This is a genomic window from Pseudomonas sp. P110(2024), assembly GCF_057480795.1.
Genome location: NZ_JBLIYT010000002.1, coordinates 300,759 through 320,720, shown reverse-complemented (window position 1 = coordinate 320,720; position 19,962 = coordinate 300,759). Strand labels below are relative to the sequence as shown.

The 19,962-nt window shown below is 65.4% G+C and carries 22 protein-coding genes; 16 read left to right on the top strand and 6 right to left on the bottom strand.

Features of this window, described 5'->3' with window-relative positions:
- Positions 1-9: 9 nt before the first annotated feature.
- Positions 10-549, top strand: coding sequence for a hypothetical protein (locus AC25ND_RS04420; RefSeq protein ID WP_062364023.1), 540 nt, complete (start codon positions 10-12; stop codon positions 547-549).
- Between the two features lie 81 nt (positions 550-630).
- Entirely contained in the window at positions 631-1,170 is a 540-nt protein-coding gene (locus AC25ND_RS04415) for a hypothetical protein (RefSeq protein ID WP_182322085.1), read from the top strand.
- Positions 1,171-1,178: 8 nt separating this feature from the next.
- Here AC25ND_RS04415 and AC25ND_RS04410 read toward each other — a convergent pair whose 3' ends face one another.
- A complete protein-coding gene (locus AC25ND_RS04410; protein WP_028689791.1) occupies positions 1,179-1,646 on the bottom strand; it encodes a DMT family transporter in 468 nt (155 codons plus the stop codon).
- A gap of 91 nt (positions 1,647-1,737) precedes the next feature.
- On the opposite strand from AC25ND_RS04410, the gene AC25ND_RS04405 reads away from it, so the two are divergent.
- Positions 1,738-2,658 (top strand): LysR family transcriptional regulator, encoded by a 921-nt coding sequence (locus tag AC25ND_RS04405; RefSeq protein ID WP_182322087.1) that lies wholly within the window; start codon positions 1,738-1,740, stop codon positions 2,656-2,658.
- Between the two features lie 34 nt (positions 2,659-2,692).
- Positions 2,693-3,079: a lysozyme inhibitor LprI family protein gene (locus AC25ND_RS04400; RefSeq protein ID WP_084941676.1), complete on the top strand. Its 387-nt coding sequence runs from the start codon at positions 2,693-2,695 to the stop codon at positions 3,077-3,079.
- Between the two features lie 15 nt (positions 3,080-3,094).
- Here AC25ND_RS04400 and mnmH read toward each other — a convergent pair whose 3' ends face one another.
- Entirely contained in the window at positions 3,095-4,207 is a 1,113-nt protein-coding gene (mnmH, locus tag AC25ND_RS04395; RefSeq protein ID WP_186594259.1) for a tRNA 2-selenouridine(34) synthase MnmH, read from the bottom strand.
- Entirely contained in the window at positions 4,207-5,241 is a 1,035-nt protein-coding gene (gene selD, locus AC25ND_RS04390; protein ID WP_186594261.1) for a selenide, water dikinase SelD, read from the bottom strand. Before selD ends, mnmH begins: the two co-directional genes overlap by 1 nt.
- A gap of 119 nt (positions 5,242-5,360) precedes the next feature.
- Between selD and AC25ND_RS04385 the strand changes: the two genes are divergently transcribed.
- The 8 genes from AC25ND_RS04385 (at position 5,361) to moaE (ending at position 11,565) form a co-directional block, all read left to right on the top strand.
- Positions 5,361-6,215 carry a putative selenate ABC transporter substrate-binding protein gene (locus AC25ND_RS04385; protein ID WP_062364031.1) on the top strand — a complete coding sequence of 285 codons (855 nt, stop codon included), beginning with the start codon at positions 5,361-5,363 and terminating at the stop codon, positions 6,213-6,215.
- Positions 6,212-7,006, top strand: a complete 795-nt coding sequence (locus tag AC25ND_RS04380) for a phosphonate ABC transporter ATP-binding protein (RefSeq protein WP_028689785.1) — start codon at positions 6,212-6,214, stop codon at positions 7,004-7,006. Before AC25ND_RS04385 ends, AC25ND_RS04380 begins: the two co-directional genes overlap by 4 nt.
- Positions 7,000-7,827 carry a PhnE/PtxC family ABC transporter permease gene (locus tag AC25ND_RS04375; protein ID WP_069016117.1) on the top strand — a complete coding sequence of 276 codons (828 nt, stop codon included), beginning with the start codon at positions 7,000-7,002 and terminating at the stop codon, positions 7,825-7,827. Before AC25ND_RS04380 ends, AC25ND_RS04375 begins: the two co-directional genes overlap by 7 nt.
- Entirely contained in the window at positions 7,824-8,591 is a 768-nt protein-coding gene (gene phnE / locus AC25ND_RS04370) for a phosphonate ABC transporter, permease protein PhnE (protein ID WP_062364037.1), read from the top strand. The genes AC25ND_RS04375 and phnE overlap by 4 nt, the downstream gene beginning before the upstream one ends.
- 294 nt (positions 8,592-8,885) lie before the next feature.
- Positions 8,886-10,280 carry a PhoH family protein gene (locus AC25ND_RS04365; protein ID WP_486976119.1) on the top strand — a complete coding sequence of 465 codons (1,395 nt, stop codon included), beginning with the start codon at positions 8,886-8,888 and terminating at the stop codon, positions 10,278-10,280.
- Between the two features lie 120 nt (positions 10,281-10,400).
- Positions 10,401-10,871, top strand: coding sequence for a cyclic pyranopterin monophosphate synthase MoaC (gene moaC / locus AC25ND_RS04360; RefSeq protein ID WP_028689781.1), 471 nt, complete (start codon positions 10,401-10,403; stop codon positions 10,869-10,871).
- Positions 10,871-11,116 carry a molybdopterin converting factor subunit 1 gene (gene moaD, locus AC25ND_RS04355; RefSeq protein WP_186594263.1) on the top strand — a complete coding sequence of 82 codons (246 nt, stop codon included), beginning with the start codon at positions 10,871-10,873 and terminating at the stop codon, positions 11,114-11,116. Before moaC ends, moaD begins: the two co-directional genes overlap by 1 nt.
- Before the next feature lie 2 nt (positions 11,117-11,118).
- Positions 11,119-11,565: a molybdopterin synthase catalytic subunit MoaE gene (gene moaE / locus AC25ND_RS04350; RefSeq protein ID WP_028689779.1), complete on the top strand. Its 447-nt coding sequence runs from the start codon at positions 11,119-11,121 to the stop codon at positions 11,563-11,565.
- A 159-nt stretch (positions 11,566-11,724) separates the two neighbouring features.
- Here moaE and rhlB read toward each other — a convergent pair whose 3' ends face one another.
- Complete coding sequence (gene rhlB, locus AC25ND_RS04345; protein WP_186594266.1) at positions 11,725-13,191, bottom strand: ATP-dependent RNA helicase RhlB; 1,467 nt, start codon at positions 13,189-13,191, stop codon at positions 11,725-11,727.
- A 92-nt stretch (positions 13,192-13,283) separates the two neighbouring features.
- Positions 13,284-13,940, bottom strand: a complete 657-nt coding sequence (locus tag AC25ND_RS04340) for an alpha/beta hydrolase (protein ID WP_028689777.1) — start codon at positions 13,938-13,940, stop codon at positions 13,284-13,286.
- Between the two features lie 334 nt (positions 13,941-14,274).
- On the opposite strand from AC25ND_RS04340, the gene AC25ND_RS04335 reads away from it, so the two are divergent.
- The 4 genes from AC25ND_RS04335 to AC25ND_RS04320 all read left to right on the top strand — a co-directional run bounded on the left by AC25ND_RS04335 (position 14,275) and on the right by AC25ND_RS04320 (position 18,432).
- Positions 14,275-15,303, top strand: a complete 1,029-nt coding sequence (locus tag AC25ND_RS04335) for an amino acid ABC transporter substrate-binding protein (RefSeq protein ID WP_062364045.1) — start codon at positions 14,275-14,277, stop codon at positions 15,301-15,303.
- Between the two features lie 67 nt (positions 15,304-15,370).
- On the top strand, positions 15,371-16,549 hold the full coding sequence (locus AC25ND_RS04330; protein ID WP_062364047.1) for an amino acid ABC transporter permease: 1,179 nt from the start codon (positions 15,371-15,373) through the stop codon (positions 16,547-16,549).
- 10 nt (positions 16,550-16,559) lie between these two features.
- Complete coding sequence (locus AC25ND_RS04325) at positions 16,560-17,657, top strand: amino acid ABC transporter permease (protein ID WP_062364049.1); 1,098 nt, start codon at positions 16,560-16,562, stop codon at positions 17,655-17,657.
- Positions 17,658-17,667: 10 nt separating this feature from the next.
- Positions 17,668-18,432, top strand: coding sequence for an amino acid ABC transporter ATP-binding protein (locus AC25ND_RS04320; RefSeq protein WP_028689773.1), 765 nt, complete (start codon positions 17,668-17,670; stop codon positions 18,430-18,432).
- A 176-nt stretch (positions 18,433-18,608) separates the two neighbouring features.
- Here the strand turns inward: AC25ND_RS04320 and algW are convergent, their stop codons facing one another.
- Positions 18,609-19,769 carry a Do family serine endopeptidase AlgW gene (gene algW, locus AC25ND_RS04315; RefSeq protein ID WP_028689772.1) on the bottom strand — a complete coding sequence of 387 codons (1,161 nt, stop codon included), beginning with the start codon at positions 19,767-19,769 and terminating at the stop codon, positions 18,609-18,611.
- Positions 19,770-19,962 lie beyond the last annotated feature (193 nt).

Below are 19,962 nucleotides of genomic sequence, written 5' to 3'. Positions count from 1 at the left end.
GCCCGCGCTTTGCCTGCTTTCTACGTGACGTTCACTTTGCTGCTGTTTCTGTTGAGCCTGTGTTTCGATGGCATCCTGATGGGTGTCGACGGGCATATGCCCGCCTTGCAGATAGTGCTCATGGGGCCTTGGGGCATTGCCATGGGGCTTTACCAGTGGTTCGCCAATCCGCTGCTGGGGCTGGCGCTGCTTGCTCACCGGCGTTTTCGCCGGCTGGCGCTTGCAGTCGGGATGATCGCGCTGGGCCTGGCCCTCAGTTGCCTTGGCATCGAGCGGGTACCGGACAACCGCAGCTATGACATCCAGCCCCTGACCGGATTTGGCGCCGGGTATTATCTGTGGACACTGGCGATCCTGCTGTTTTGCCTGGGGCAGGGCTGGTGGTGCCGCAAGGTGCGTTCGGCGGCGAGTATGCCGGGGTGGCGCTGGTACGACCTGGGGCTGATCGCAGTGCTGACCGCGACGATCTACGCCGGGACGCTGATGCCGAGCCTGCGCGTTCAGATCAGCAGCTCCACCCAGTCGATGGATCAGGCTGCGACACGCTGATGCAGCGCGCCCGTCGGGTTTGGAAAGACGCCAGGGCTGGGTTAAGGTCGCAGCTTGTCCCGCTTTCTCCAGGTACCTGACTTGCCCGCTTTCTACCTGACCACAAGCCTGGCCCTGTACCTGCTGAGCCTGGCCTTCGACGGTGCCCTGACGGGCGCCGGGCGGCATATGCCGGTGCTGCAGATGCTGCTCTACGGCCCCTGGGGCATCGCCTTCGGCCTGTACCAGTGGTTCGCCAACCCGCTGCTGGCGCTGGCAGTCCTCGCCCACCGCCGGTTCCGCCGCCTGGCGCTGGTATGCGGCCTGGTGGCGTTGTACCTGGCGGCCAGCAGCTTCGCCATCACCCGCTTGCCGGACAACCAGAGCTACGCCTTCCAGGATGTGAGCGGTTTTGGCGCGGGCTTCTACCTATGGCTGCTGGCGATCCTGGTGTTCTGCCTGGGGCAGCTGTGGTGGTGCTGGAAGGCGAGCTCGGCGGCGCAGGTGCCGGGTTGGAGCTGGTTGGATGTGGCGCTGGTCGCTGCCCTGAGCGTGGCGCTGTATGCCGGTACGCAGATGCCCTCGCTGCGCTTCGAGCCGCACAAGGTGATCGTGCCGCCGGAGCAGCCGCACACCTTGTGAGGGTGCGCTCAACGCGCCGTGCCCCACTGCACCACGATCATCCCGATCACGATCATCCCCACCCCCGCCAGTCGCAACAGGTTCACTGGCCGCTCCGGCAAGCCCATCAGGCCAAACTGGTCGATCAGCAGCGACGACAGCACCTGCCCGGCCACCACGCAGACGATGAACCCGGCTGCCCCCAGGCGCGGCGTCAGCACCAGCGCGGCGGTGATGTACAGCACCCCGGCGACCCCGCCGAACCAGGCCCACCAGGGCGCATGGGCCAGTTGCTGCACCTGTGGCAGTGGCGCGCGCATCAGCAGCAGGGCCGGCACCAGCATCAGCAGGCTGACCAGCAACGACACCCCGGCGGCCCACAGCGGATGGCCGAGCAGGCGCCCGAGCGCGGCGTTGCTGCCGGCCTGGAACGGCACGGCGGCCCCGGCGAGCAGGGCGATGAACAAGGGGAGGGCGGCGAAGAGGCTGGCGGGCATGGTGTCTACTCCAGATAAGAACACTGGCCTCAGTCTCGATCATGCATTTCAATGATGGAAATTCGAACTTCGCACAGGCTGTATTCGTACCATGGATGATCTGCGCCGCATCGACCTGAACCTGCTGCTGACATTGCACGCCTTGCTCAGCGAGCAACATGTCTCGCGCGCGGCCCTGCGCCTGCATCGCAGCCAGCCGGCGGTCAGCCATGCCCTGGCGCAGTTGCGCGAGCTTTTCGCTGATCCGTTGCTGGTGCGACGCGATGGCCGCCTGCAACTGACAGCCCGTGCCGAGGCTTTGCAAGCGCCGTTGCAGGAGGCGTTGCAGCAACTCGACGGACTGCTCGGCACGCCGGGCTTCGAGCCGGCGTGGGCCCGGCGCACGTTTCGCCTGGCCATGTCCGACTACGGTGCCCGCGTGGTGCTGCCTGCGTTGATGCGCCTGATGCGGCGCGAAGCGCCGGGCATCGACCTGGTGGTGTCCCAAGGCAGCCGCGAGGCGATGCTCGGCCAGTTGATCGACGGCGAGGCAGACCTGGCGCTGGGCGTGTTCCCGGAACTGCCGACGGAAATGGCCCAGCAGGTGCTGTTCGAGGAATCCTTCGTTTGCCTGGCCGACCGTGCCAGCCTGCCGCCCCGAGGTGGCCTGGCGCTCGAACCCTGGCTGGCGCGGCCCCATGTGCTGGTGGCGGTGCGCCCCGGCATCGACAACGAGATCGACCAGGCCCTGGCCAGTTTGGGCGCACGCCGACGCATCGCCCTGACCTTGCCGCATTGGGGGGTGGCCCAAAGTGTCATTGCCGGGACCGACCTGGTGCTCACCGTTGCCCGGCGCAGCCTTGCCGGTGCCCGGCTGGACCCGGCGCTGCGCCGGTTCGCGCCGCCCCTGGCGATCTCACCGTTCGCCTTTGCCCAGGCCTGGCACTCGCGGCGTGACGGCGATGCCGGGCACCGCTGGCTGCGGGCGCGGATCCAGGCGCTGTGCGTGAACGAAGGTGCGGCAGGGTGCTAGGCTGTGCCGCATTCATCTGCGAAAAGGAAAGCCCATGTTCAAGCATTGCCTGGTCGGCGCCGCCGCCCTGCTGATCGCCGCCGGCGCCCAGGCCGAGGACTATTCGCCCACCTACACCCAGTGCATGGACAAGGCCTCCAGCACCCTGGCCATGGGCGCTTGCATCCAGGCCGAGACACAGCTGCAGGATGACCGGCTGAACCGGGTCTACAAGCAGCTGATGGCCAAGCTCGACAGCCAGCAGCAGAAGGACCTGCGCGAAGTCCAGCGCACCTGGATGAAGTACCGCGACGGCAACTGCGCCTTCCACGGCAAGTTGAGCAACGGCAGCATCTACCGCATCGAAGGCGCCATGTGTGAGATGGACATGAGCAAGGACCGCGCGGCGGAGCTGGAGCGGGTGCTCAGTCCGGGGCAGTGATGCGGTATCCGCGAATCAGGCGCCGCGTTGCTCACGCAGTGCCCGGGCCTTCAGGTACTCGCGCACCTCCACGCCGTCTCCGGCGAACTCGATCCGCTGTGCCTTGGCCGCTCGCTGGTAGGCGTACATCGGGTCGTAGTACTCCTTGAGCAGCCCTTCGATCCACCCTCGGTGCAGGCTCACGTCGCCGCTGCGCAGCTGCTCCTCCAGCGCCTGGTCGAGCAACGTCGACAGCCGCTGGAAGCGCTCGCCGCCCAGGCGCTTGTAGATGTTGGCCATGCTCTGGCGCATGCGCTCGGCGAACAGTGGGCCACCGGCCTCTGCACCGTGCACGGCGATGTACTCGGCGCACAGGTTGATCACATAGTCGCGCAGGATACGTTCCACGCGATGCGCGAAGCTGTCTTCCAGCCACACCAGCGGATAGCGCTGCATGCCCTGGTACATTTCCAGCGGCACCGCGCAGCTGCCGACCACGCGGCCTTCGTCCTCGAGCACGAACTGGCCGATGCCACGCTCGCGTTTCTTGAGGATGTCGATGGCCAGCGCGTTCTCGAAATCGATCTGCGCCGGCTGCGCCGTGGCGCGCTTGCCGAAGCTGGAACCGCGGTGATTGGCGTGGCCTTCGAGGTCGAGCACGTTGTCCAGCTGGTGCAGCACATCGGTCTTGCCGGTTCCGGTCAGTCCGCCCACCAGGACGAACTCGCACTGCTGCACCGCCTGCAACGTGGTATCCATCAGCAGGGTGCGCATGGCCTTGTAGCCGCCCACCACCTTCGGATACTGGATGCCGGCGTCCTTGAGCCAGCCCTGGACGATCTGCGAGCGCAGGCCGCCACGGAAGCAGTAGAGGTAGCCGTCGGGATGGGCCTGGGTGAACGCGGCCCAGGCCTCCAGGCGCTGTTGCTTGAGCGCGCCGTTGACCAACTGGTGGCCCAGGGTGATGGCGGCGGCCTGGCCCTGCTGCTTGTAGCAGGTGCCGACCTTCTGCCGCTCCTGGTCGTTCATCAGCGGCAGGTTGACCGCGCCGGGGAAGGCGCCTTTGGTGAATTCGATCGGTGCGCGCATGTCCATCATCGGCACGTCGTCGAGGAACAGCTGTTTCAGCTCGGTGCAGTCGGGGCGCATCAGATCACCTCGACTGCGTGGCTCTGTCGCTCGACCAGCTCGCCGATCGGCGCCAGTTCGAGCCCGAGCTCCCGCGCCACGGCGAGGAATTCCGCCTCGCCTTGCGGGGTGACCGCCACCAGCAGGCCGCCGCTGGTCTGCGGGTCGCACAGCAGGTGCTTCTGCTCGTCGCTCAGCGCGCCGATCTTGTGGCCGTAGCTGTCGAAGTTGCGCAGGGTGCCGCCGGGGATGCAGCCCTCGGCCAGGTAATGCTCGACGCTGGGCAGGCGCGGCACCGCAGCGTACTGCAGGCGGGCGGTGAGGCCGCTGCCCTCGGCGACTTCGACCAGGTGGCCGAGCAGGCCGAAACCGGTGACGTCGGTCATCGCCTGTACGCCGTCGAGCTTGCCGAAGCGGCTGCCCGGGGTGTTGAGGGTGCACATCCAGTCACGGGCCAGGCCCTGGTCCTGTTCGCGCAGCTTGGCCTTCTTCTCGGCGGTGGTGAGAATGCCGATGCCCAGTGGCTTGGTCAGGTACAGGCGGCAGCCGACGCTGGCGGTGTCGTTGCGCTTGAGGTGGCGCTTGCTCACCACGCCGGTCACGGCCAGGCCGAAGATCGGCTCGGGGGCGTCGATGGAATGGCCGCCGGCCAGCGGGATGCCGGCTTTGGCGCACACGGCGCGGCCGCCGCGGATCACCTCGCGGGCGACCTCCGGCGGCAGCACGTTGACCGGCCAGCCGAGGATGGCGATGGCCATCAGCGGGTCGCCGCCCATGGCGTAGATGTCGCTGATGGCGTTGGTGGCGGCGATGCGGCCGAAGTCGTACGGGTCGTCGACGATGGGCATGAAGAAGTCGGTGGTCGAGACCACGCCGCGCTCGTCATCCAGGGCGTAGACGGCGGCGTCGTCGCGCGAGGCGTTGCCGACCCAGAGTTTCGGGTCGAGGGCCTGCGTGCCGCTCTCGGCGAGGATCACATCCAGGACCTTGGGAGAAATCTTGCAGCCACAGCCAGCGCCGTGGCTGTACTGTGTCAGACGAATCGGCTCGCTCATGTGCACCTCGACTTTTCGTGATGCGCGATTGTAGCAAAGCTGGCCTTTGTGCCTGCGGCTCTTATACTTCCCGCGATGCAACACCGACTCATACCCCGCGATCGAACCGGAGAATCCCCATGCTCAAACGTCCCCTGGCACTGTTTGCCGGCCTCGCGCTGTCCTGCTGCGCGGTGTTCGCCCAGGCCGCCGATGTGCTGCGCGTCAGCGCCATCCCCGACGAGGCGCCAACCGAACTGCTGCGCAAGTTCAAGCCACTGGGCGAGTACCTCGAGCAGCAGCTGGGCATGAAGGTGCAGTTCGTGCCGGTGGCCGACTACCCGGCTGTGGTCGAGTCGCTGGCCAGCGATCGCCTGGACCTGGCCTGGCTGGGGGGCTTCACCTTTGTCCAGGTGCACCTGAAGGACCCCAAGGCCACGCCGCTGGTGCAGCGTGAGCAGGATGCCAAGTTCACCAGCAAGTTCATCACCGCCAACCCGGACGTGAAAAGCCTCAAGGACCTCAAGGGCAAGACCTTCGCCTTCGGTTCGATTTCGTCCACCTCGGGCAGCCTGATGCCGCGTTACTTCATGCTCAAGAACGACAACATCAAGCCCGAGGAGTACTTCAGCCGCGTTGCCTATTCCGGCGCCCACGATGCCACCGCCGCCTGGGTCCAGGCCGGCAAGGCCGATGCCGGCGTGCTCAACGCCAGCGTCTGGGACAAGCTGGTCGCAGCCGGCAAGGTCGACACCAGCAAGGTAAAGGTGTTCGCCACCACGCCGGAGTACTTCGACTACAACTGGACCGTGCGCGGCAACATGGACCCGGCACTGAAAGAAAAGATCAAGCAGGCCTTCCTCGCCCTGGACCCGGCCAAGCCCGCGGACAAGGCGATCCTCGACCTGCAGGCCGCCAGCCGCTTCATCGAGACCAAGCCCGAGAACTACGCGGGCACCGAGCAAGCCGCGCGTGAGGCCGGTCTGCTCAAGTGAGTATCCGTGTTCAGGGCGCCAGTGTGCGCCATGGTCAGGTCCAGGCCTTGAGCGCGGTGGACCTGCTGATCGGCCAGGGCGAGCGGGTGGCGATCATCGGTCCGTCCGGGGCCGGCAAATCCAGCCTGCTGCACCTGATGGGCACCGCCGTGCCGCCCAGTGGCGGGCGGCTGGAGTTGTTGGGCGAGCAGCCCTGGGCATTGTCTGCCCGGGCCCGCCAGCGCTTGCGCGCACGGGTTGGCCTGGTACACCAGGCGCCGCCCCTGCCGCTGCGCCAGCGGGTGGTCACCGCCGTGTTGGCGGGGCGCCTGGGGCAGTGGGGCACGTTGCGCGGGCTGCTCAACCTGATCCACCCCGGCGATGTACCCGGTGCCCGTGCGGCGCTGGCCGAGCTGGGCATGGCCGACAAACTGTTCGCCCAGTGCGGGCAGTTGTCCGGTGGCCAGTTGCAGCGGGTCGGCATTGCCCGTGCCTTGTACCAGCGACCTGAAGTGCTGCTGACCGATGAACCGGTTTCGGCCATGGACCCGGTGCTGGCCGACCATAGCCTGGCGCTGCTCAATCGCCATGCCCAGGCCCATGGCGTGACCCTGGTCGCCAGCCTGCACGCGGTGGAGCTCGCCTTGGCGCATTTTCCGCGCATTGTCGGCATTCGTGCCGGGCAGGTAGCGTTCGACTGCCCGGCAGAAGCGGTCAGCGAAGCGATGCTCGATGCCTTGTACGCCAACGAGCAACTGGCCTCGCCTGTTGCCGCGACGGCGAGCCTGCAGGTGCAGATCCCGCGATGCTGAGCACTGACCAGCGCGACCCCGCTGCCATCCCTCGTTTGCTGTTGACCCTGTTGTGCCTGGCGCTGCTGTGGCCGGGCCTGCGCTTGAGCGAACTCGACCCCGGCGTGCTGTTGCAGGCCGAGAACCGTCAGCAGATGGCCAGCTTCGTCAGCGCATTCTGGCCCCCGGCCCACGACGCCGGCTTTCTGCATCTGCTGCTCAGCGCCACGGTGCAGACCCTGGCCGTGGCCACCGCGGGCATGACCCTGGCGCTGCTGCTGGCGGTGCCGGCCAGCCTGCTGGCCAGCCGGGCGCTGTCGCTGCGGGCAGCTTCCAATGGTGGACGTCTGGGACCATGGTCACGCGCTGCGCGCCTGCCGGTGCGTGGCGTGCTGATCTTCCTGCGCAGTGTGCCCGAGATCGTCTGGGCCTTGCTGTTCGTCCGCGCCGTGGGCCTGGGCCCGACCGCCGGGGTGCTGGCCATCGCCATTACCTACAGCGGCATGCTCGGCAAGGTCTACGCGGAGATCTTCGAGTCGGTGGACCAGCGTCCGGCCCATGCCTTGCTCCAGGCCGGCAGCAGCCGCCTGTCGGCGTTTTTCTACGGCACCCTGCCCGAGGCCGCGAGCGAGGTGGTGTCCTATACCGTGTACCGCTGGGAATGCGCGGTGCGCGCCTCGGTGGTGATGGGCTTCGTCGGCGCTGGTGGCCTGGGCCAGCAGATCGACTTGTCGATGCGCATGTTCGCCGGGGCCGAGGTGGCGAGCATGCTGCTGACCTTCCTGTTGCTGGTGGTGCTGGCCGACCTGCTCAGCCGCTTCCTGCGCGGGAGGCTCGCATGAGGCGGGTGATCAATGGGCTGGTGATCGTCGCGATCCTGGCGGCGGTGCTGGCGTCGTTCGCCTACCTGGAGCTGGACCTGGCAGCGCTCGTCGGCAGCGGCGGACCGGCGCAGATGGGCGAATACGCGGCGCGCTTCCTGCACCCGGACCTTTCCCTGACGCACCTGCGGGCGGTGGGTCAGGGCGCCCTGGAAACGCTGGCCATGTCCGGGATGGGGACGCTCTCGGCGATGCTGCTGGGTCTATTGCTGGCGCTGCCGGCCGCCGGCCGCTTCGGTTGGCCGTTGCAGGGCGCGGCGCGCCTGCTGCTCAATGCGTTGCGGGCGATTCCGGAGCTGGTCTGGGCGGCGCTGACCGTGCTGGCGGCGGGCCTGGGGCCGAATGCCGGCACCCTGGCGCTGGCGCTGCACACCGCCGGGGTGCTGGGGCGGCTGTTCGCCGAGGCGCTTGAAAATGCGCCGCCGGAGCCGGCGGCGGCGATCCGACTGCAGGGCGGCAGCCAGCTGGCGGCGTTCTGTTTCGGCACGCTGCCCAACTTGTGGCCGCAACTGCTGGCGTACAGCCTGTATCGCTGGGAGAACAACATCCGCATGGCCAGCGTGCTGGGGTTCGTGGGGGCAGGCGGTCTGGGGCAGATGCTCTACGCGACCCTTAGCCTGTTCCAGGAGGCCCAGGCCAGCACGGTGATCATCGCCATGCTGTTGCTGGTGCTGCTGGTGGACGCCCTGAGCGATGTGCTGCGCCAGCGGTTCGTGCGCGCCTGAACGGGCTAGATGCGGTACCTGATCTCTGACTGTAGTCCCGCTCCGGCCTCGCGCCAAGCCCTGTTCGTCAATCCGAAAAATAAACTTCACCGGAGCGTAAAAAGACTTTTTTCGGTCATGGTTTTTGCGGTATCAAGGAACCAGACAGCCGAACCCTGCAGCACAGGTGGCGTCATCCACGCCCCTTTTGCCAGGTGAGCTTCCCGCCCGTAACGACGCGGATACGGGAAGAACGGCAGTCACTCTGCGGCGCAGCCGTTCGCGCCGTGTGGCTTTCACATAAGGTGAACGAGTATGGATGACCAAGGACGCAACCCTTCCTCCAACCAGCCAATCCTGTATGTGCTCGATACCAACGTCCTGATTCACGACCCCAACGCCCTGCTCAACTTCGAGGAGCACCACGTCGCCATACCGATGACGGTGCTGGAGGAACTCGACAAGCTCAAGACCGGCAAACATACCATCGCCGCCGAATGTCGCCAGGCCATCCGCCTGATCGACCAGACCTTGGGCGACGCCTCGCCCAGCGATGTCGAGCAAGGCGTGCCGATCCAGCGCGGCAAGAGCGGGCCCAAGGGCTTCCTGTCCATCCTCATGAGCACGCGCAACGAGCCGAACCGCCTGCTCCCCGAAAACCTCGCCGACAACATCATCATCAACCAGCTGCTGGACCTGCGCGCCAAGCGTAAGGACCTCGACGTGGTGCTGGTGACCAAGGACATCAACATGCGCCTGAAGGCGCGTGCCTGCGGGATCGCCGCCGAGGACTACAGCACCGACCAACTGGTCGACGACGTGTCCTTGCTGTCCAAGGGCTACCACTCGGTCACGGGGTCGTTCTGGGACCGTGTGAGCAAGGTCGACACCCGCCAGGAACGCGGCCGTACCTGGCACCGGGTGCAACTGATCGACAACCTGCCGGCGGTACACATCAACGAGTTCATCATCGATGAGCAGGGCTTTGTCGGCTGGATCAAGGGCATCCGCGACAGCGAACTGTTGATGCTCGACCTGCATCAGGAGCCGCTGCTGCACCAGGAAGCCTGGGGCCTCAAGCCACGGGACATCCACCAGAGCCTGGCGCTGTTCGCCCTGCTCGACCCGGATATCCACCTGGTCAACCTGACCGGCGCCGCCGGTTCCGGCAAGACCATCCTGGCGCTGGCCGCGGCCATCGAGCAGACCATGGTCAGCAAGCGCTACCGGCGCATCATCGCCACCCGCAGCGTGCAGGGGCTGGACCAGGAGATCGGCTTCCTGCCGGGCACCGAGGCGGAGAAGATGGAGCCCTGGCTGGGCGCCATCACCGACAACCTCGAAGCGCTACACATGGACGACGAGAGCACCCACGGCAGCGTCGAGTACATCCTCGAGCGGGTGCCGTTGCAGTTCAAGTCGCTGAACTACATCCGCGGTCGCAGCTTCCAGCAGAGCCTGATCCTCATCGACGAGTGCCAGAACCTTACGCCGCACCAGATCAAGACCATCATCACCCGCGCGGGGAACGGGTCCAAGGTGGTCTGCCTGGGCAACCTGGCGCAGATCGACACGCCGTACCTGTCGGCCACCAGCTCCGGGCTGACCTACCTGACCGAACGCTTCAAGGACTTCCCCCACGGCGTTCACATCACCCTGCAGGGCGTGCCGCGCTCGGTGCTGGCCGAGTACGCCGAGTCGCACCTGTAAACGTCAGCGCACAGCCTGTTCGTCGGTATTGCCGGCGAACAGGCCGGTGCGTCGATACACCCTCTGCGCAAACCTGACCTACGGGTTTACACTCTGCATTCCCTTCCCAGGAGCAGAGCAGTGCTGACTCATCTTGATTCCCAGGGGCGCGCCAACATGGTCGACGTCACTGAAAAGGCCGTGACCGCCCGCGAGGCGATTGCCGAGGCACGGGTGCGCATGTTGCCGGACACCCTGCGCATGATCGTCGATGGCCAACACCCCAAGGGCGATGTGTTCGCCGTGGCGCGCATCGCCGGCATCCAGGCGGCGAAGAAGACCAGCGACCTGATCCCGCTGTGCCATCCGCTGATGCTCACCGGCGTCAAGGTCGAGCTGGCCGCCGAAGGCGAGAACGTGGTGCATATCGTCGCCCGCTGCAAGCTGGCCGGGCAGACCGGCGTCGAGATGGAAGCCCTGACCGCCGCCAGCGTCGCCGCGCTGACGATCTACGACATGTGCAAGGCGGTGGACAAGGGCATGGTCATCGAGCAGGTGCGCCTGTTGGAGAAGACCGGCGGCAAGAGCGGCCACTACAAGGTGGAGGGGTGATGAAGGTCAAGGTCATGTATTTCGCCCGCTACCGTGAGTTGCTGGGCGTCGACGCCGAGCGCCTGGAAGGCGACTTCAAGGTGCTGGACGATGTGCGCCAGACCCTGGTGGGCAAGGGCGAGCACTACGCGGTGCTGGCCGAGCAGAACCTGATGTGCGCCCGCAACGAAGAGCTGTGCCGGCTCGATGAGCCATTGGACGAGGGTGACGAAATCGCGTTCTTCCCACCCGTGACCGGAGGTTGACCGTGGCCGTACGTGTTCAGCAGGCGGCCTTCGACCCGGGCACCGAGGTCAACGCCATGCACGCCGCCAATGTCGGCGTGGGCGCGGTGGTCGGTTTCGTCGGCTACGTGCGCGACTTCAACGATGGCCTGGACGTGGCCGGGATGTTCCTCGAGCACTACCCGGGGATGACCGAGAAAGCCCTGGCCAAGATCGTGGTCGAGGCCGAGCAGCGCTGGCCGTTGCTCAAGGTCGAGGTGCTGCACCGCATCGGCGCCCTGGAGCCGGGCGAGCCGATCGTCTTCGTCGGTGTGGCCAGCGCGCACCGGCAGGCAGCGTTCGATGCCTGCAACTTCATCATGGATTACCTCAAGACCCGGGCGCCGTTCTGGAAGAAGGAGAACACCCAGGAGGGGCCGCGCTGGGTGGCAGGGAAGCAGAGCGATCAGGATGCGGCGGGGCGCTGGTAAATCCAGGCTCAGATCGCTTTTGTGGGAGCGGCCTTGTGTCGCGAAAGGGCCGCCTCGCGGCCCCCGGATCTGAGCATTGATGCAGATATTGCAGGGGCCGCTTTGCGGCCCTTTCGCGACACAAGGCCGCTCCTACAGGGAGGTGAGTGGCCTTGAAGATCAGTGATGCTTGCGTGGCACCGGCTTCAACAGCTCGTCCGGCGGCATCTCGCACTTGATCTTGCGCCCCAGCAGCGTCTCGATCGCCGGCAGCTGGTACGAATCGTCCTCACCGGCAAAGCTGATCGATACCCCGCTGCTGCCCGCACGACCCGTACGACCGATACGGTGCACGTAGTCATCCGGATCTTCCGGCAGGGTGAAGTTGATCACGTGGCTGATGCCGTCGATATGGATGCCGCGGCCGGCCACGTCGGTGGCCACCAGCACGCTGATGCGCCCCTCGCGGAAGTTCTCCAAGGTGCGGATGCGCTTGTGCTGCGGCACGTCGCCCGACAGCTGGGCGGCGTTGATGCCGTCGCGCACCAGTTTTTCCTCGATGCGCCGCACCTCGTCCTTGCGGTTGGCGAACACCATCACTCGTTCCCACTTGTTCTGCGTGACCAGGTTGTACAGCAGCTTGTACTTGTCGCTGCCAGCCACGGCATAGACGTGCTGCTCGACGGTCTCGCTGGCCACATTCTCCGGCTCGATCTCGACGATGGCCGGGTTGGTGGTCCACTGCTTGGCCAGGTTCATCACGTCGTCGGTGAAGGTGGCGGAGAACAGCAGGGTCTGGCGTTCGCTCTTCGGTGGGGTCTGGCGGATGATCTGGCGGACCTGGGGGATGAAGCCCATGTCGAGCATGCGGTCGGCCTCATCCAGCACCAGCACCTCGACCATGTCCAGGTGCACCTCGCCGCGCTGGTTGAAGTCCAGCAGGCGGCCGGGGGTGGCCACCAGGATGTCGCAGTGGCGGGCTTCCAGCGATTTCAGTTGCTTGTCGAAGTCCATGCCGCCGACGAAGCTCATCACGTTCAGGCCACTGTACTTGGTCAGGGCCTGGGCGTCCTTGGCGATCTGCACCACCAGCTCGCGGGTCGGGGCGATGATCAGCGCCCGCGGCTCGCCCATGTAGCGCTCCTTGGGCGGTGGCACCTGCTGCAGCTGCGAGATGATCGAGATCAGAAACGCGGCAGTCTTGCCGGTGCCGGTCTGGGCCCGGCCAATGGCATCCTGGCCACGCAGGGTGTGGCCCAGGACCTGGGCCTGGATCGGTGTGCAGTAGGGGAAGCCAAGTTCGTGGATGGCGTGCATCAGCTCGTTGGAGAGCTTGAAGTCGTGGAAGCGGGTCTTGCCTTCCTGCGGCTCGACCACGAAATCCTCGGGCTTCCACAGGCTGGCCTGGGGCTTGGGCTTGCGTTCGCGGCGCGGCTTGTCCCGGGCGGGCTGTTCGGCGCGCGCCTGGATGCCGGGTTGGGGGGCGGCCTGTGGTTTTGCCGCGGCCCTGGGCTTGGCGTGCTGGCGTGCTGGCGCCTTTTCGACAGGCGGTTGCGCGGCCGGCGCGGCCGGGGTCACGGCGACGGGCTCGGCGGCCTGCGGCGCGGCGTCTCCCTTGGCGAATATTTTCTTGAGTGCCTTGAGCACGGTCGTCTCGTCAACTGGTTAAGGAATGTACGCCGGGCAGTGTAATGCAAGAATCGGGCGCGGCGTAGTGCAATGCATGGCGGGCTACAGGGCTACTGCAACTGACGGCTCAGCCATTCGTGAATGTCGTTGAGCTCCTCGACCACCACTTCGTGCTCCATCGGGTACTCGTACCAGCGGGCGGCGACGCCCCAGGTATCGAGGTACTCGAAGGCGGTACGGCCCATCGAGGGGATCACCACCGGGTCGTGCACCCCGTGCAGGCACAGCGCCGGGGTGCGCTGCTGGCAGGCGCTCAGTTGCAGGGCGTCGGTGAAGGTCGGTGCGTAGGTGGACAGGGCGATCACCCCGCCCAGGGCTTCCTGCCACTTTATATAGGCGGTGTGCAGTACCACCGCGCCGCCCTGGGAGAAACCGGCGAGGAAGATTCGCGACAGGTTGATGCCCTTGGCCTGTTCCGCCTTGATCAGGGCAATGACCTGATCGGCCGATTCTTCCAACTGCGTTTCGTCGATGGCCCGCGCCGGGGTCATGGCCTTGATGTCGTACCAGCTGGGCATCTCGTAGCCACCGTTGATGGTCACCGGGCGGGTGGGGGCCTGGGGCATGATGAAGCGGGTGCTCAGCAGGCGTTCCTGGAGAAATTCCGCCACAGGTAGGAAGTCGTAACGGTCGGCCCCCAGGCCGTGCAACCAGATCACACAGGCGTCGGCGGTTTTCTGAGGTTCGAGGATCAGCGGGTTGGTCATGACTGCTCCAAAAGAGTGCTTGCGAACTTATGTAGTGCGTAAAAAGAAGGCATTGGAGGTTAATGCCAGAAAAAGATGTCGCAACTCTACAACTTTTACTACTTGACTACCGCTTAATCGCTTAAGCCTTCGACTGTGGTACGCCCTTTGCTATGTCCTTGCCATGCGAAGAGGTGGACCGATCGCGGTAACACCCCTCGTGTGGATCGAAGGCTGTCACAGAACAGCCCATTGCGCCAATTGACCCAAAAACAAGCCAACAAGGGTCGGATGCGCCTCATAAGGGTGCGGTGCAATTCCGGCTCATACAACAAGAGCGATTTGGAGGTTGTTGATGAAGATGTTGAAAACCACCCTGGCAGTCCTGACCGCCGCCGCCGCGCTGGGCGCCACCAGCTTCGCCCAGGCCGGCGCCACCCTCGACGCGGTGACTAAGAAGGGCTTCGTCCAGTGTGGCGTGAGCGATGGTCTTCCAGGCTTCTCCGTACCGGACGCGCAAGGCAAGATCGTCGGCATCGACGCCGATGTGTGCCGCGCCGTGGCCGCCGCGGTCTTTGGTGACGCGACCAAGGTCAAGTTCAGCCAGCTCAACGCCAAGGAGCGCTTCACCGCGCTGCAGTCCGGCGAAGTCGACGTGCTGTCGCGCAACACCACCTGGACCAGCTCGCGCGATGCCGGCATGGGCCTGGTGTTCGCCGGCGTAACCTACTACGACGGCGTCGGCTTCCTCGCCAACAAGAAACTCGGTGTCTCCAGCGCCAAGGAGCTCGACGGCGCGACCATCTGTATCCAGGCCGGTACCACCACCGAGCTGAACGTTTCCGACTACTTCCGCGCCAATGGCCTGAAGTACACCCCAATCACCTTCGACACCTCCGACGAAAGCGCCAAGTCGCTGGAATCCGGCCGTTGCGACGTGCTGACCTCGGACAAGTCGCAGCTGTTCGCCCAGCGCTCCAAGCTGGCCGCGCCGACCGAGTACGTGGTGCTGCCGGAAACCATCTCCAAGGAGCCGCTCGGCCCGGTGGTACGCAAGGGCGACGAGGAATGGTTCAGCATCGTCAAGTGGACCCTGTTCGCCATGCTTAACGCCGAAGAGGCCGGCATTACCTCGAAGAACGTCGAGGCCGAGGCCAAGTCCACCAAGAACCCTGACGTCGCCCGCCTGCTGGGGGCCGATGGCGAGTACGGCAAGGACCTCAAGCTGCCCAGGGACTGGGTAGTGCAGATCGTCAAGCAAGTCGGCAACTATGGCGAAGTGTTCGAGAAGAACCTGGGCCAGAGCACCGACCTGAAGATCGACCGTGGCATGAACGCCCTGTGGAACAACGGCGGCATCCAGTACGCGCCACCGGTGCGCTGATGGTTGCACCCCGCGGCGGCATCCTGCCGCCGCGGGTCGTTCGAATCCCTTCTTTTCGGGGCACTTCATGCAAAATCAAATCGGCGCACGGAAAGGGTTTTCCCTTAGTGATCCACGTGTGCGCGCGTGGCTGTTCCAGATCCTCACGGTGGTCTTCGTGGTGGGCCTGGGCTGGTACCTTTTCCACAATACGCAGACCAACCTGCAGCACCGGGGCATCACCTCGGGCTTCGATTTCCTCGAGCGCAGCGCCGGCTTCGGCATCGCCCAGCACCTGATCCCCTACGTGGAATCGGACAGCTACGCCCGGGTGTTCGTCATCGGCCTGCTCAACACCCTGCTGGTGACCTTCATCGGCATCATCCTGGCGACACTGCTGGGCTTCATCATCGGCGTGGCGCGGCTGTCGCCGAACTGGATGATCAACAAGCTGGCGACGGTGTACGTGGAGACCTTCCGCAATATTCCGCCGCTGCTGCAGATCCTGTTCTGGTACTTCGCCGTGTTCCTGACCCTGCCGGGGCCGCGGGGCAGCATCAACATCGACGACACCTTCTTCATCAGCAACCGCGGCCTGAACATGCCCGGCGCCTCGATGGCCGAGGGTTTCTGGCCGTTCGTCATCGCGCTGGCGCTGGCGATCGTCGCCATCGTGGTGATGGTGCGCTTTGCCAACAAGCGTTTCGATGAAACTGGCGAGCCGTTCCACAAGTTCTGGGTCGGCCTGCTGCTGTTCATCGGCATCCCCGGCGTGTGCGCGCTGCTGTTCGGCAGCCCGGTGCACTGGGAAATGCCGCAGCTCAAGGGCTTCAACTTCGTCGGTGGCTGGGTGCTGATCCCCGAGCTGCTGGCGCTGACCTTGGCGCTGACTATCTACACTGCGGCGTTCATCGCCGAAATTGTGCGTTCCGGTATCCGTTCGGTCAGCCATGGCCAGACCGAGGCGGCCCGCTCGCTGGGCCTGCGCGAAGGCCCGACGCTGCGCAAGGTGATCATTCCCCAGGCGTTGCGGGTGATCATTCCGCCGCTGACCAGCCAGTACCTGAACCTGGCGAAGAACTCGTCGCTGGCCGCCGGTATCGGCTACCCGGAGATGGTCTCGCTGTTCGCCGGTACCGTGCTCAACCAGACCGGCCAGGCCATCGAGGTGATCGCCATCACCATGAGCGTCTATCTCGCCATCAGCATCAGCATTTCGCTGTTGATGAACTGGTACAACAAGCGCATTGCGCTGATCGAACGGTGAGGGTACATCCGTGACAGCCCATGTTTTCAAACCCGACATGCCGCCACCGGTGAAGAGCGTTGGCGTGCTCGCCTGGATGCGGTCCAACCTGTTCTCCAGCTGGCTCAACACCCTGCTGACATTGTTCGCCCTGTACCTGGTCTGGCTGATCGTGCCACCGCTGGTGCAGTGGGCGTTCATCGACGCCAACTGGGTCGGTACCACCCGCGCCGACTGCACCAAGGAAGGCGCCTGCTGGGTGTTCATCCAGCAGCGCTTCGGCCAGTTCATGTACGGCTACTACCCGGCGGAACTGCGCTGGCGCGTCGACCTGACCGTGTGGCTCGCCGTGCTCGGTGCCGCGCCCTTGTTCATCAAGCGCTTCCCGCGCAAGGCGGTGTACGGCCTGGGCTTCCTGGTGCTGTACCCGATCCTCGCCTACCTCCTGTTGCACGGCGGCGCGCTGGGCCTGGACACGGTGCCCACCAGCCAATGGGGCGGCCTGATGCTGACCCTGGTGATCGCCACGGTCGGTATCGTCGGCGCCTTGCCGCTGGGTATCCTGCTGGCGCTGGGGCGGCGCTCGAACATGCCGGCGGTGAAGGTGGTCTGCGTGACCTTCATCGAGTTCTGGCGTGGCGTGCCGCTGATCACCGTGCTGTTCATGTCGTCGGTGATGCTGCCGCTGTTCCTGCCCGAGGGCATGAGCTTCGACAAGCTGCTGCGGGCGATGATCGGCGTGATCCTGTTCCAGTCGGCGTACATCGCCGAGGTGGTGCGTGGCGGGCTGCAGGCCATCCCCAAGGGCCAGTACGAGGCCGCCGCGGCCATGGGCCTGGGCTACTGGCGGGCGATGGGACTGGTGATCCTGCCCCAGGCGCTCAAGCTGGTGATCCCCGGCATCGTCAACACCTTCATCGCCCTGTTCAAGGACACCAGCCTGGTGATCATCATCGGCCTGTTCGACCTGCTCAACAGCGTCAAGCAGGCGGCGGCTGATCCTGCCTGGCTGGGCATGGCCACCGAGGGCTACGTGTTCGCCGCCCTGGTGTTCTGGATTTTCTGTTTCGGTATGTCCCGCTACTCCATGCACCTGGAGCGCAAGCTGGACACTGGCCACAAGCGTTAGGAGTTTCGAAATGAGTGAAGCGATCAAGCAGCCTGCCGGCCCCGAAGGCATCATCCAGATGCAAGGCGTGAACAAGTGGTACGGCCAGTTCCATGTGCTCAAGGACATCAACCTGAACGTGCGCCAGGGCGAGCGCATCGTGCTGTGCGGGCCGTCCGGCTCGGGCAAGTCGACCACCATCCGTTGCCTCAACCGCCTGGAGGAGCACCAGCAGGGGCGCATCGTCGTCGACGGCGTGGAGCTGACCAACGACCTCAAGCAGATCGAGGCGATCCGCCGCGAGGTGGGCATGGTGTTCCAGCACTTCAACCTGTTCCCGCACCTGACCATCCTGGAGAACTGCACCCTGGCGCCGATGTGGGTGCGCAAGATGCCGCGGCGCAAGGCCGAGGAAATCGCCATGCACTTCCTCGAGCGCGTGCGCATTCCGGAGCAGGCGCACAAGTACCCGGGGCAGTTGTCCGGTGGTCAGCAGCAGCGGGTGGCGATTGCCCGGGCGCTGTGCATGAAGCCGAAGATCATGCTGTTCGACGAGCCGACCTCGGCGCTGGACCCGGAGATGGTCAAGGAGGTGCTCGACACCATGGTCAGCCTGGCTGAAGACGGCATGACCATGCTCTGCGTGACCCACGAAATGGGCTTTGCCCGCACCGTGGCGAACCGGGTGATCTTCATGGACAAGGGGGAGATCGTCGAGCAGGCGGCGCCGGATGACTTCTTCGACCGGCCGCGCAGTGATCGGACCAAGCTGTTCCTGAGCCAGATCCTGCATTGATGCAATCGGGGCCGCCCCACGGGGCGGCTGACGCGGTCCCTGTAGGAGCGGCCTTGCGTCGCGATGGGCCGCGTAGCGGCCCCGGGGACATGTGCTGCGAAGCTGAAAACCTGGGGCCGCTTACGCGCCCCATCCCGACGCAAGGCCGTTCCTACAGGGATCGCGCATGTGTTGGTTTACTTCTCTTCCTTCGGGGCCACCGGCGCCGGCGGCGGCCGTAGTCCCACTTCGGCGACCAGCTTGAGCTGCTGCCCATTGCGCACCACCTCGATGGTGATCTTCTCGTTGGGCTTGATCCTTGCCACCTGGTTCATCGACTTGCGCCCGTCACCGGCCGGTTCGCCGTTGATGCTCAAGATCACGTCACCCAGTTGCAGCCCCGCGCGCGCCGCCGGGCCATCGCGGAAGATACCTGCCACGACAATGCCCGGGCGGCCCTGCATGCCGAACGACTCAGCCAGCTCCTGGCTCAGCGGCTGCACTTCGATGCCCAGCCAGCCACGGATCACCTGGCCGTGCTCGACGATCGACTTCATCACCTCCAGTGCCAGCTTGACCGGAATGGCGAAGCCTATGCCCTGGGATCCGCCGGACTTGGAGAAGATCGCCGTGTTGATACCCACCAGGTTACCGTTGGCATCCACCAGCGCGCCGCCGGAGTTGCCCGGGTTGATCGCAGCGTCAGTCTGGATGAAGTCTTCGTAGTTGTTCAGGCCCAGCTGGTTGCGGCCTGTGGCGCTGATGATACCCATGGTCACGGTCTGGCCGACGCCGAACGGGTTGCCGATGGCCAGGGTCACGTCACCGATGTGGATATTGTCGGAGCGGCCGATGGTGATCGCCGGCAGGCTGTTGAGGTCGATCTTGAGCACCGCCAGGTCGGTTTCCGGATCGCTGCCAATCACCCGTGCGAGGGTCTCGCGGCCGTCCTTGAGGGCCACCACGATCTGGTCGGCACCGCTGGTGACATGGTTGTTGGTCAGCAGGTAGCCTTCCGGGCTCATGATCACCGCCGAGCCCAGGCTCGACTCCCAGCGCCGCTGCTTGGGCAGGTTGTCGCCGAAGAACCGGCGGAATTGCGGGTCTTCGAACAGCGGGTGGGCGCTCTTGTTCACCACCTTGGTGGTGTACAGGTTGACCACCGCCGGCGCGGCCAGGGTCACGGCATCGGCGTAGGACACCGGACCCTGCATGATTTTCGTGGTTTGCGGGGCCTGCTGCAGGTTGACGTCCTGGCTGGGCAGGCCGACCCATTGCGGGAAGCGCTGGATGATCAGGATGGCGATCAGCACACCGGTGAGCAGGGGCCAGCCGAAGTAACGCAGAGCCTTGAACATGAATGAATCCTGGGAGTAGGGCGGGGGCCATGTCAGTTCGGCCCGGGGCGAGCGCGCGCGATCATACACGTGAACACAACGATCAGCGATGGCCGGAATCCCCAGGCGATTGTCGCCGGTTCCCCCGAAACCGGCGACGGCCCATAATGGCGGCCATTATAGGGCCTCGCGCCCTGTCGCAACGCCGAATTCG